Here is a 12,743-nt window from a genome sequence, read left to right as displayed (position 1 = left end):
ATTTCAAAACGTGAAGAAAGTGATATACTAGACTCCGAGATTGATAATCATTATCATTAATAACGAATAGATATGAACGGAAAGGAAGAGACTGGTTTTGGGCTCACAATCGAATAAACAGCTGTCAGCTAAAGATGATGCGATAGATATTGTGACAAAGCCTTTTGGTACAGCAGCTGTTGTCATCATAGGAATCATTGCTTTAGCATTTGGTCTTTTTTTATCAGTATCGCTAGGAGCGGCAAACATTCATTTACACACGGTATGGGAAGCCGTCTTTCATTTTGACTCACAACAAACCTCACATCAAATCATTAGGGAACTAAGGCTGCCGCGTACAGTTGGTGCCGCACTTGTCGGTGCCTTTTTAGCAGTATCGGGTGCCATCATGCAAGGCATGACAAGAAATGCGCTTGCGTCTCCTGAAATCATGGGTGTGACAAATGGCTCTGCATTTGCGATTGCCATTGCGTTTGCTTTTTTCCCAGGCCAATCTTCTTTTACATTAATTCTTTGGTCATTTTTGGGTGCAGCACTTGGCGCCTCTATTGTATTTGGGGTTGGAACCCTTTCAAAAGGGGGACTTACTCCTGTGAAGCTCGCATTAGCCGGTACGGCTGTTGGCGCACTTTTAAGCTCAATTTCCTCAGCGATTGCCATTCGATTTGACGTCGCGCAAGATATGAGTTTTTGGTACGCAGGCGGTGTGGCTGGTGTAAATTGGAGCAATATTAAGATCATCATTCCAGTTGCGGCTGTAGGACTGATCATCGCAATGATTCTTGCCCGCTCCATCACGGTTTTAAGCTTAGGTGATGAATTAGCAAAAGGGCTTGGACAATATACACGAACAGTCAAGGTACTTGGCATATTGGTCGTGATCCTTTTAACAGGTGCAGCCGTGTCAGTTGCAGGTTCTATTGGCTTTATCGGGCTTGTGATTCCTCATGTTACGCGTTTCTTGGTCGGCGTTGACTATCGCTGGATTATCCCTTGCTCAGCTATTTTAGGGGCTATTTTGCTCATTTATGCAGACATTGCGGCAAGGCTTGTCAATGCGCCGTTTGAAACGCCAGTTGGTGCCATTACAGCCATTATAGGCGTTCCTTTCTTCTTATATTTAGCGAGACGTGAAAGGAGCGGAATTTAAATGGAAATGGTACAGCAGGCAAAGAAAAAGAAATACAAACGAACGATGGTCATGATCTTTTTAGCCATCGTGGCTGTGTTCCTAATAAGTTTAAATACCGGAGAGATAAGGATTTCTCCGATGGATACATTCAAAACATTTTTTGGACTCGGAAGTGAAATGGATGAGCTTGTATTATTCGAGTTCAGACTTCCGAGGATGGTCATCGCTTTACTTGTTGGCGCTTCTATCGCTGTATCAGGAGCCATTTGGCAAGGTGTTTCTCAAAATGGTTTAGCTGATCCCGGCATTCTAGGTGTAAATGCGGGTGCAGGTTTTGCGGTTGTTTTGTTTATCTTTGCCTTTCAGGGCTCGATGTCGAACTTAGGTGATTTTACGATATTTGTACTGCCGCTTTTCGCTTTCGCAGGGGCAGCCTTTGCTGCATTTCTCATTTATGTGCTAGCGTGGAAAAAGGGCATTACGCCTGTTCGATTGATTTTAACTGGTATTGGGATCAATGCTGCATTTTCGGCAGCAATTGTGGTCATTCAATTAAAGATGAGCCCAAATGATTTTAACCAAGCCATTGTGTGGCTGTCAGGAAGTATTTGGGGCTCAAGTTGGACATATGTCTTATCAGTCGTGCCGTGGATGCTGATTTTTCTTGTATTAGCGATGGTGAGGGCACGCTACTTAAATATCATGAATTTGGGTGATCAGATATCTTATGGCTTAGGGATTTCAGTTCATAAAGAAAGAAGTTTTCTCATGCTGATTGCAGTTGCATTAGCCGGTGCAAGTGTCGCTGTTGCAGGGAGTATATCGTTCCTAGGGTTAGCGGCACCACACCTCGCAAGAAAGCTAGTTGGACCGAAACATCAAGGAATGATACCGGCGTCCGCTATGATTGGTGCACTGCTGTTATTACTTGCAGATACACTTGGGCGTGTCATACTTGCTCCATCAGAGGTGCCCGTTGGACTTGTCGTTTCTGCCTTAGGCGCACCTTACTTCATTTACTTATTGATGAAAACGAACTAATGAGGAAGGAGAGTACAACAGATGAAATCACTTGAAACAGAAAAGCTTTGTATTGGCTATCATGACCGTTTGATTGTAGACGATTTAAATATCAGCATCCCAAAAGGCAAGGTGACGACATTAATTGGGCCGAATGGGTGCGGGAAGTCAACGATTTTAAAAACAATGTCTCGTATTATGAAGTCCCATCAAGGTGCTGTTTATTTAAATGGCCAGGCTATCCATCAAACACCAACAAAAGAAATTTCAAAACAAATGGCCATCTTACCGCAGACGCCTGAAGCACCAAGTGGTCTGACCGTTTATGAGCTTGTGTCATATGGGCGTTTCCCGCATCAAAATGGATTTGGCCGTTTATCAAATGAGGACAAACGAATCATCAGATGGGCACTTGAGGAGACGGGAATGATTGCATTTCATGACCGGCCAATTGAAGCACTCTCCGGTGGACAGCGTCAGCGGGTATGGATTGCGATGGCACTCGCTCAGGAAACAGAGCTGCTTTTATTAGACGAACCAACGACGTATTTAGATCTTGCTCATCAGCTGGAGATCCTTCAGCTATTAGAACGCTTAAACAGAGAGCAGGGCAGAACGGTGCTGATGGTGATTCATGACCTGAATCATGCTGCACGCTTTTCACATTACATGATTGCCCTCAATCAAGGGAAAGTCATTAAAGATGGTACGCCTCATGAGGTCATGACAAAAGAGGTGCTCAGTCAGGTGTTCCACATCGATGCAGAAATTGTTCTTGATCCGAGAACGAATAAGCCGATCTGTTTAACATATGACTTAATGAATCATGAAAGAAAGCTTGAAGCTGTGAACGGATAATAGATGGACAAAAAACTCGGTATGTATGACCGGGTTTTTTTTGCATTTTTTGATATTACCTTGTTATGCCATTTTCTCCAGTTGATCTTTTTTCGCTTTTATGCAGAAAAGAGGTACTTTTTTACTTTGGACAATGGTAATATACGGTTAGAGATCATAGCTAGAAAGGAAAGAGATGCGTGGAAACAGCAAAAATATTGATTGCAGATGACGAAGAAGCAATTGTAAAAATGGTTGAACGCGTATTAAAAAAAGAAGGGTTTCAACATATTTATAAAGCCTATCATGCAGATGAAGCATTAGATATTGTCAAAAACGAGGACATCCACCTCTTACTTCTAGATGTGATGATGCCCGGTAAGTCTGGCTTTGATGTTCTACCTGAAATCAGGAAAATGACGAAGGTACCGATTTTCTATTTAACAGCAAGAACGTCTGATGTAGACAAATTGACTGGATTTGCACAAGGTGCAGACGATTACATCACAAAGCCATTTAATCCGTTAGAGCTAGTAGCTAGAATTAAGGCGCACTTAAACCGAACTTATATCTCCTTACAGGAGGAGCAGGAAGAAGCGCACAGTCAATATGAATATGCTCATTTCTCGTACCATCCTCATGCAGCCGAGTTGAAAGTAAGGGGAAAGGTGACGGCTTGCTCAGCTCAGCTTTTGTCCTTGCTGAAGTATTTTTGTGACCATCCGAATGTGGTACTTTCAAAAGATCAAATCTATGAGAAAGTATGGGGTGTTCCGTCATATGGTGACAACAACACCGTCATGGTTCATATCCGAAAGCTGAGAGAAAAAATAGAGTTAGATCCAAGCCAGCCTGAATATATTGTGACGATCCGTGGTATGGGCTATAAGTTCATTCCGCAACCTGTGAAGGTTCTTCAATAGTTTATGAATTTACGAACAAAACTTTTCTTTCACTTTGTCGGACAAATGTTTATTGTCATCGTCATTCTGACGATCGGGCAAACATTCTCTGAAAATCTTTATTTTCAAAAACGCTATGAGAATATGACTGAAACTGGTTTAACGAAGGCAGATGGAGATACACTCATGAGCTGGCTTTATTTTAACGAGGATGGAAAAATGGAAGCCGATGATCAGCTCAAACAAGCAGTGGAAAAACGTGATGGCTGGCTACAAGTGATTGATTCCAAAAAACGCAATGTCTATAGCTATCAACTCCCTAAAAACATTCCAACATCCTATCAAAAGGATGAAATGATCAAGATCTTTGAAAAAAGACAATTTAAAGATTACAAGATGTACTTCTGGCCAATTGAGATTGATCAAGAAAGCTTTATCGTCTTATATGGATTTAAAACGAACAGCACAAAGGTAGCCAATTATCTCAAGCAGCATGAAAAAAACCTGGCTGCATTGTCTCAATATTCAGTTGAAACAAAAGAATTTTTGAAAAGAATGAATGGATCGGTGCATCTGTTTAATGAAGAAGGAAAATACTTAAAAGGTATCCGAGCCAAAAATAATTTGAAAAATAACGTAACGGATGTTGAACTGCTCAAGTATCAATCAAAGCCTTGGGAGTTTAGAAGTGACTTGTCTTATATCAGAGTGAATAAAGATCTGTATATGATTGTTTCGGTGCCAAACAAAGTATACAGCCCAGACGAGCTTTATGATAAAGAGACAGAGGCTTTAAACCAATATACAACGCTCTTGATTGCAGGTCTTGCGCTCACGATTATTATCGTTATGACATTATGGTACTCGTATCGCTATGGGCTACCGATCTATCACATTATCCGCTGGCTGATTTTCTTATCAAGAAATAAATTGCAGGAGCCAACAAATAGAAAAGGTATTCCAGTAAGTAAAAATAAAAAGGGCCGTATTAAGCGAGAGTATCGGCTGTTTGAGGATATCCTTAAAACAATGGATCAGCTCACCAATACGTTAAAAGAGAATGAAGCAAACCGAAGAAAAATTCAAACCACAAGGGAAGAATGGATCGCAGGGCTGTCTCATGATCTAAAAACGCCTCTTAGCACGATTTACGGCTATGGATTAATGCTAGAATCAGATCAATACCAATGGTCCAAGGAAGAAGTCATGGAAATGGGACAAGTCATTCGTGAGAAATCAGAATACATGTCGACCTTGATTGAGGATTTAAACCTCACGTATCGATTGAAAAATGGTGCATTGCCTATTAATCGAAAACCTGTTGAGCTTGGTGAATTTTTAGCCTCCATTATGGACGAATTTTCAAGAAGCACGCTTTCTGAAGATTATATGTCATCCTTTGAAGATCAAACAGAGGGTGTCATGTTTGAGATCGATAAAGCCTGGTTTAGACGAGTCATTGAGAACCTGCTGGCAAACGCAGTGAAGCATAACCAGAAAGGTACTCTTATTCAAGCTATTCTATCTGAAACAAATGATGAAGTTCGGATCGAAATGAAAGATAACGGACGCGGAATGGCGCAAGAAACGGTGGATCATTTATTTAATCGTTACTATAGAGGGACAAATACGAATGATCCAACAAATGGAACAGGATTAGGACTGGCGATTGCAAAAGAGCTTGTCTTGCTGCACGATGGCGATATTCAAGTAGAAAGTGAATTAGGTCAAGGAACAACTATTGCGATTATCCTAAAGAAAACACCATCTGTAAAATAGCCAAAAAACGATTTTCTTTTCTAAAGGAGATCGTTTTTTCTTGTTTTAGGATTGAAATCGATTTTGTAAACGATTACAATAAAATTGTTAACGTGAACAAAATCATTTTCATCATTATAAGAGATGGGGGAGTTAGATGAAAGCCTTTTTAGATGAGCAGTTTTTATTAAACAGTCAAACGGCGGAAAAGCTATACCATGAGTTTGCAAAGAACCTTCCGATTATTGATTACCATTGTCACTTAAGTCCAAAAGAAATCTATGAAAATAAAACGTTCCAAAATATAACCGAAGCATGGCTTTACGGAGATCATTACAAATGGCGCGCCATGAGAACAAATGGGATACCTGAAACACATATCACAGGAGATGCCTCAGATTATGATAAATTTTTAGCATGGGCGAAAACCGTTCCGATGACGATTGGAAATCCTCTCTATCACTGGACCCATCTAGAGCTAAGACGATATTTTGATGTCGAAGAACTGTTGAATGAAGAAAGCGCAGACATCATCTGGAAAAAAGTAAATGAAAAGTTGCAAGGAGATGGATTTGGTGCGAGAGATTTCATTGTGAAATCAAATGTTGAAACGGTTGTGACGACAGACGATCCGGTTGATTCGTTGATTTATCACCAACAACTGCGGGAAGAAGGCTTTTCTGTGCAAGTACTGCCAGGGTTTCGGCCAGATAAGGCATTAGATATCACAAATGATTTGTTTATCGAGTATGTTCATCAGCTGGCGGAGGTTTCATCTATCCAGATCGAATCCTATCAAGACTTCATAAAAGCACTTCATATGCGAATCGATTTCTTTCATGAACAGGGCTGTTTGATTTCAGATCATGCCATCAATGAAATGACGTACGAAGACACGACGGAAGAAGAAGCTACGATCATTTTTCATAAAAGAATGTCTGGACATTCATTGACGGAAAAGGAGAAGGTTCAATTTAAAACGCACACATTCATTGAACTAGGTCAGGCATATGCTCAGCGGGGATGGGCGATGCAGCTTCATATCAATGCGCTCAGAAACAACAATTCCAAAATGTTTGAGCGGCTTGGACCAGATACCGGATATGATGCAATGAATGATGAAGACATTGCAAAACCCCTTTGCCGCGTATTAGATCGGTTAGAACAAGCACATGCATTGCCAAAAACCATCCTCTATTCCTTGAATCCAAGGGACAATGTGGTGATTTCAACAATAGCTGGAAGTTTTCAAGATGGAAAGACTCCTGGGAAAATGCAGCATGGAACAGCCTGGTGGTTTAATGATACAAAGCAGGGAATGACAGAGCAGATGATGGCACTCTCCAGTATCGGACTGATCAGCCGATTTATTGGAATGCTGACAGATTCACGAAGCTTCCTGTCGTACACAAGACATGAATATTTCCGTAGACTGTTATGTGACATCATTGGAGATTGGGTGGAAAAAGGTGAAGCGCCTAATGATCTCAATTTGCTAGGGGGAATGGTAAAAGGAATCAGCTATGAAAATGCAAAGCAGTATTTTCAATTTGAACGGGCAAATGAGCTTCCGCATAAAAGCAAGATGATATGAACAAAAAGCAGGAATATGAAAGCGTTTTTATGATAAGATGATAAAAAATCATAAAAGGCGGAATAGCATGACAGTCACAATCAAAGATATAGCAAAATTGGCAAACGTTTCTCATACCACAGTATCAAGGGCTTTGAATAATAGTCCTTTTATTAAAGAGAAAACAAAACAAAACATCTTGTCGATTGCAAAACAGCTGAATTATTCACCGAATGTCCATGCCAGAGGCCTTGTCTCGCAAAAATCATTTACAATTGGTCTGTTTTTTACGAGTTTAACAGAAGGCACATCCTCAAGTTTCTTTGTTGATGCATTAAAAGGCGTCAACAGTGTGATAACAGAAAACTATCATTTGGTTGTAAGAGGAATTGACGATTTTCACGATTACACAACCATTCATAAACAGCGGTATGATGGTATTTTGCTCATGAGCCAAAGCGAGCATGATGAAGCGTTTATCCATCATGTGAAAAAGCAGGGCATTCCCATTATTGTACTGAATCGCCGTGTAGAAAGTAATCAAGTGATGAATATATTAGCGGATGATGGTGAAGGGGCATACCAAGCTGCACACTATTTCATTCAGCAGGGGCATAAACAAATTGCCATTATTGAAGGGAAAGAAGGGTTTAAATCCACACAGGAAAGAAAAGCTGGTTTTTTGCAAGCACTCATTGACCATCATGTACCCATGAAGAAAGAATACATGATCATAGGCGACTATCATATGAAGAGCGGCTATGAATCAATGGAAGCCTTACTCACTCTTGATGATCCGCCAACTGCCCTTTTTTGCTCAAACGATGACATGGCGATTGGTGCGATGAATGCATTGTTTGCAAAAGGTAAAAGGTGTCCTGATGATCTCTCTATTATCGGTTTTGATGATATTTCATTTTCATCTTATACAACGCCTGCCCTCACAACAGTCAAAAAGCCAATTGAAAAAATGTGTGCGCTTGGAGCAGAAGCCATCCTTTCAGTCATCAACGGTGAAAAACAAGAAGACGATCATCTGGAAAAAGTGTATGTCCACACAGAGCTGATGATTAGAGATTCAGTAAAAAAGGTGCAGTAATCAGCATCTTTTAAATAAAAATGTTCACGTGTGCAAAAAATGCGGGGAGGAAAAGCATTTGAGACGATTATCCAAAGATGTGTACCCAGTGGCTGAATATCCTGAAACCATTCTACAAATTGGCGAAGGGAACTTTATGCGGGGATTTATGAATTGGCAGATTCAGAAGCTAAACGACTGTACAGATTTTAAAGGAAGAGCAGTGGTTGTTCCTCCTCGAAAAGGATCAGTGACTGCTCTAAATGAACAAGATGGTTTGTACACTTTATGTATTCAAGGATTTCATGACCAAAAAGAAATGAACGAACGGATCGTCATTCAATCCATCAGCAGGGGAATCAGCACATATACAGATTATGAAGCCTTTTTACATGTAGCGGAAAGTCCTGATGTGCGCTTTGTCTTTTCTAATACAACAGAGGCAGGACTTGTGTTAAGAAAAGAGGACCGATTAGAAGATCGGCCGCAAGCAAGTTTTCCAGGAAAGCTGACAGCCTTCTTGTATCACCGCTTCAAAGCTTTTTCTGGAGATGAGAAAAAGGGCTTGATCATTTTACCTTGTGAATTGATTGAACAAAACGGTGATCGATTAAGAGAATATGTGATCACAATGGCAGCTGAGTGGAATCTTCCGCCTGATTTTGTGGCTTGGGTGAAGGAAGCCAACACATTCTGTAATACGTTAGTTGATCGGATTGTCCCAGGCTTTTCTCAGGAAGCAGCGGAGACTGTTCAAAAAGAAGAGGGGTATATCGATGAATTGCTTGTCACGGCAGAATATTATCACCTGTTTGTCATTGAAGCACCTTCGTTTGTTCAAAAAGAGCTTCCTTTTCAAGAAGCAGGGTTAAACGTACTTTTTGTGGAAGATATCGCTCCCTATCGTATGAGCAAGGTTCGCATTTTAAACGGTGCGCATACAGCGATGGTGCCGATTGCATATGCATGTGGCTTGGATACTGTCAAAAAAGCGGTGGGTGATGAGCATGTTGGTGTGTTCATTCGCCGCATGCTTGAGGAGGAGGTGCTGCCAAGTTTGCCACTTCCTGAAGAAGAGCTGCTTCTTTATACACAATCCGTTTGGGATCGATTCTGCAACCCTTTTGTCAAACATCAATTACTCGATATTGCCTTAAATGGTGTATCTAAATTTCGGGCACGTATTCTCCCGTCTCTTCTAGATTATATAGAGCTAAAAAAACAGTTGCCTACGAAGCTTATGTTCTCACTGAGCAGTTTGATTTATTTTTATCAAGTCCATGCAGATCAAATAAAGGATGATGAGTCTGTGATGGCATTCATGAAGGAAGCATGGGAGGAAGTGGACCATTCCTATGAATTAATGGTCGATCGACTTCTTTCAAACGAAGTTTTATGGGGGATGGATTTGACGAGGATCGCAGGGCTGAAGGATGCAGTAGCCGAGCAGCTCACCTGCATACATGAAAATGGCATGAGAGCTGCTGTTCACCAAATACTTCAATATGAAAGTCAGGGGGAGAAGGCATGAGGGACTTTGTTGTGATTCATCCTTCAGATAATGTTGGCATCGCTTTAAAAGTGCTTGAGCAAGGCGAAGAGCTTCAGCACCAAGGTCATATAATCATTTTAAAAGAAACCGTTGCTAAAGGTCATAAATTTGCATTGGCTGAGATCAAAGAAAAAGAGAATATCATCAAATATGGCTACCCCATTGGTCATGCATCCACTGCGATTTCGACTGGAGAATGGGTGCATACGCACAATATCAAAACGAATCTATCAGGTAAGCTCGATTACGAATACCGCCCTTCTTTAACAGAAAACCCCTATGAAAAAACGAATCTGACATTCAAAGGGTATAAACGAAAAAATGGCGCAAGTGGTATACGAAATGAGCTTTGGATTGTCCCAACAGTTGGGTGTGTCAATGGCATTGCCGATCAAATCATTCAAATATTTACCGCTGAAATGGGGGGAAGCATCCATCCTTTTGAAACGGCATTAGTATTAAAACACAATTATGGATGCTCACAACTTGGGGATGATCATGAAAACACAAAAACAATACTTCAAAATGCCGTAAAACACCCAAATGCTGGAGGGGTTCTCGTTCTAGGGCTTGGCTGTGAAAACAATGATATTGAGGATTTTAAAGCTACATTAGGGGAGTATGACCAGACGAGGGTGAAATTTTTAAGAAGCCAAGAAGTAGGGGATGAGATTGAGACGGGTGTCGCTTTGCTCAAGGAAATTTATGACGCAGCGAAAGAAGATCAGCGTGAAGACATTCCGTTATCTGAGCTGAAAATTGGCTTGAAATGCGGAGGATCAGATGGGTTTTCAGGCATTACCGCAAATCCACTTTTAGGCAGACTGTCCGATTTTATTGTGGCTCAAGGCGGAACCACCGTCTTAACAGAAGTACCGGAAATGTTCGGGGCTGAAACGATCTTAATGGAGAGAGCGGAATCAAAAGCGACATTCGACAATATTGTGCAGATGATCAATGATTTTAAACAATACTTTATGGATCATCGACAGCCAGTATATGAAAATCCTTCCCCGGGAAATAAAGCAGGAGGAATTTCGACATTAGAAGATAAATCTCTCGGCTGCACACAAAAAGCGGGTACTTCCGTTATAACGGATGTTTTAACATACGGGGAGCTGCTAAAACGAAAAGGATTGAATTTATTAAGTGCGCCTGGGAATGACTTGGTTGCTTCATCTGCTCTCGCAGCGTCTGGCTGTCAGCTCGTCCTCTTTACAACAGGCAGAGGCACACCGTTTGGCACATTTGTTCCAACGATGAAGGTATCGACCAATACCACGTTATACGAAACAAAAAAACATTGGATCGACTTTAATGCGGGGGAATTGCTTGAAGATGTACCAGAAGATGTGGTGCTAGAGAAATTCATTGCCACGGTGATTGATGTGGCGAGTGGAAAACTGTTAAATCATGAAAAAAACAATTTTAGAGAGCTGGCCATTTTTAAAACAGGTGTGACACTTTAAGACGTCTGGGGGATGAGGAAATGTCTAAAAAACGGAATTTGATGTATGTGACAGCAGGAACAGTACTAACAGGAATTGGACTCGCACGTTTAGCAAAGCAAGGGAAAAAAGACAAAGAAACAAATGGCATAGATCATGTGTTAAAGCAGATAAAAGCACCAAAGTTCCCAGATCGTGAATTCAATGTCATTCATTATGGTGCAGATAACAAAGGGATAGAGCTTTCGACAAATGCTATTCAGTCTGCCATCGATGATGCACATCGTTTGAAAGGAGGGCGTGTACTGATTCCTGAAGGGACATTTTTGACAGGCGCTCTAGAATTGAAAAGCAATGTAGAGCTTCATCTTCATGAAAACGCCTATGTGAGCTTCAGCCAAGATACACGTGATTATCTTCCGCTTGTTCTAACAAGATATGAAGGAATTGAGCTTTATAATTATTCACCACTTATTTATGCCCATCATGCAGAAAACATTGCGATTACAGGAGCAGGCACGCTGGACGGGAGGGGGGATGAACACCACTGGTGGCCTTGGAAGTATGGAACAAATGGTCAACCCTCTCAAGATCGGGATCGTCAGCTTCTTTTTGAAATGGCTGAAAAAAGAATACCAGTGGAAGAAAGAGTGTTTGGCGAAGGCCATTATTTAAGATCAAGCTTTATCCAGCCATACAATTGCCAAAACATTCTCATTGAAGGAGTAACAGTAAAGGATTCACCGATGTGGCAAGTCCATCCTGTGTTAAGTGAAAACGTCATCGTCCGTGGGGTGAATATCATCGGTCATGGCCCAAATACAGATGGTGTGAATCCAGAGTCGTGCCGACATGTGCTTATTGAAGATTGTTATTTTGATAATGGCGATGATTGTATTGCCATTAAATCGGGCAGAAATGAGGACGGCCGGAGAATCGGTGTTCCATCTGAAAACATCGTCATTCGTAGAAATACGATGCGTGATGGTCATGGCGGAGTAACGATCGGGAGTGAAATCTCTGGAGGCGTCAAGTATGTATATGCAGAGGATAATGTCATGGACAGTCCGAACCTCGACAGGGCATTGCGCATTAAGACCAACTCTGTCAGGGGCGGTACCATTGAACACATCTATTTTAAAAACAATCTAGTGAAAAGCTTAAAGCATGAGGTGGTCTGTATCGACATGATGTATGAGGAAGGGGATGCCGGTCCGCATAGGCCTGTAGTCCGTCATATTGAAGTAGAAGGGTTAAAAAGCAGCGGGGGACGATATGGCGTGAAGATCGCCGCATACTCACATTCCCCGGTCACACACTTTAAAATGAAAGACTGTGTCATTGACGATGTCACGTACCCTCTTTCATTGGAACATGCAGTATCTCCTTCATTTCAGAAAGTTGTCATTAATGGTGAACATATCAACCAATAGCGGAAGTGAA

10 protein-coding genes are annotated in these 12,743 nt (G+C 41.3%); all 10 read left to right on the top strand.

Features of this window, described 5'->3' with window-relative positions; genetic code table 11:
* Nucleotides 1-97 precede the first annotated feature (97 nt).
* The 10 genes from AC0VYC_RS15490 to AC0VYC_RS15445 all read left to right on the top strand — a co-directional run bounded on the left by AC0VYC_RS15490 (nt 98) and on the right by AC0VYC_RS15445 (nt 12,733).
* Nucleotides 98-1,150, top strand: coding sequence for a FecCD family ABC transporter permease (locus AC0VYC_RS15490; protein WP_008347113.1), 1,053 nt, complete (start codon nt 98-100; stop codon nt 1,148-1,150).
* Complete coding sequence (locus AC0VYC_RS15485) at nt 1,151-2,173, top strand: FecCD family ABC transporter permease (RefSeq protein WP_007500263.1); 1,023 nt, start codon at nt 1,151-1,153, stop codon at nt 2,171-2,173.
* Nucleotides 2,174-2,194: 21 nt separating this feature from the next.
* Entirely contained in the window at nt 2,195-3,010 is an 816-nt protein-coding gene (locus AC0VYC_RS15480) for an ABC transporter ATP-binding protein (protein WP_017368048.1), read from the top strand.
* Between the two features lie 179 nt (nt 3,011-3,189).
* Entirely contained in the window at nt 3,190-3,912 is a 723-nt protein-coding gene (locus AC0VYC_RS15475) for a response regulator transcription factor (RefSeq protein WP_047945406.1), read from the top strand.
* 3 nt (nt 3,913-3,915) lie between these two features.
* On the top strand, nt 3,916-5,670 hold the full coding sequence (locus AC0VYC_RS15470; protein ID WP_212360973.1) for a HAMP domain-containing sensor histidine kinase: 1,755 nt from the start codon (nt 3,916-3,918) through the stop codon (nt 5,668-5,670).
* A gap of 136 nt (nt 5,671-5,806) precedes the next feature.
* Complete coding sequence (gene uxaC / locus AC0VYC_RS15465) at nt 5,807-7,243, top strand: glucuronate isomerase (RefSeq protein WP_335350317.1); 1,437 nt, start codon at nt 5,807-5,809, stop codon at nt 7,241-7,243.
* Between the two features lie 67 nt (nt 7,244-7,310).
* A complete protein-coding gene (locus AC0VYC_RS15460; protein WP_058213615.1) occupies nt 7,311-8,321 on the top strand; it encodes a LacI family DNA-binding transcriptional regulator in 1,011 nt (336 codons plus the stop codon).
* Nucleotides 8,322-8,379: 58 nt separating this feature from the next.
* On the top strand, nt 8,380-9,831 hold the full coding sequence (locus AC0VYC_RS15455; RefSeq protein WP_342461983.1) for a tagaturonate reductase: 1,452 nt from the start codon (nt 8,380-8,382) through the stop codon (nt 9,829-9,831).
* Nucleotides 9,828-11,321 (top strand): UxaA family hydrolase, encoded by a 1,494-nt coding sequence (locus AC0VYC_RS15450; RefSeq protein WP_475388787.1) that lies wholly within the window; start codon nt 9,828-9,830, stop codon nt 11,319-11,321. The genes AC0VYC_RS15455 and AC0VYC_RS15450 overlap by 4 nt, the downstream gene beginning before the upstream one ends.
* 20 nt (nt 11,322-11,341) lie before the next feature.
* Nucleotides 11,342-12,733: a glycoside hydrolase family 28 protein gene (locus tag AC0VYC_RS15445; RefSeq protein WP_073412701.1), complete on the top strand. Its 1,392-nt coding sequence runs from the start codon at nt 11,342-11,344 to the stop codon at nt 12,731-12,733.
* Nucleotides 12,734-12,743 lie beyond the last annotated feature (10 nt).

Source organism: Bacillus sp. iso_77 (genome assembly GCF_056173625.1).
Note: the sequence above shows the minus strand (reverse complement) of the source record. Positions and strands in the feature narration are given on the sequence as shown.

What these genes read in the sequence shown, in the direction of transcription:
- AC0VYC_RS15450 (WP_475388787.1), top strand. Translation starts at nt 9,828, where the DNA reads ATGAGGGACTTTGTTGTGATTCATCCTTCAGATAATGTTGGCATCGCT.
- AC0VYC_RS15485 (WP_007500263.1), top strand. Translation starts at nt 1,151, where the DNA reads ATGGAAATGGTACAGCAGGCAAAGAAAAAGAAATACAAACGAACGATG.
- AC0VYC_RS15445 (WP_073412701.1), top strand. Translation starts at nt 11,342, where the DNA reads ATGTCTAAAAAACGGAATTTGATGTATGTGACAGCAGGAACAGTACTA.
- AC0VYC_RS15470 (WP_212360973.1), top strand. Translation starts at nt 3,916, where the DNA reads ATGAATTTACGAACAAAACTTTTCTTTCACTTTGTCGGACAAATGTTT.
- AC0VYC_RS15460 (WP_058213615.1), top strand. Translation starts at nt 7,311, where the DNA reads ATGACAGTCACAATCAAAGATATAGCAAAATTGGCAAACGTTTCTCAT.
- AC0VYC_RS15480 (WP_017368048.1), top strand. Translation starts at nt 2,195, where the DNA reads ATGAAATCACTTGAAACAGAAAAGCTTTGTATTGGCTATCATGACCGT.
- uxaC (WP_335350317.1), top strand. Translation starts at nt 5,807, where the DNA reads ATGAAAGCCTTTTTAGATGAGCAGTTTTTATTAAACAGTCAAACGGCG.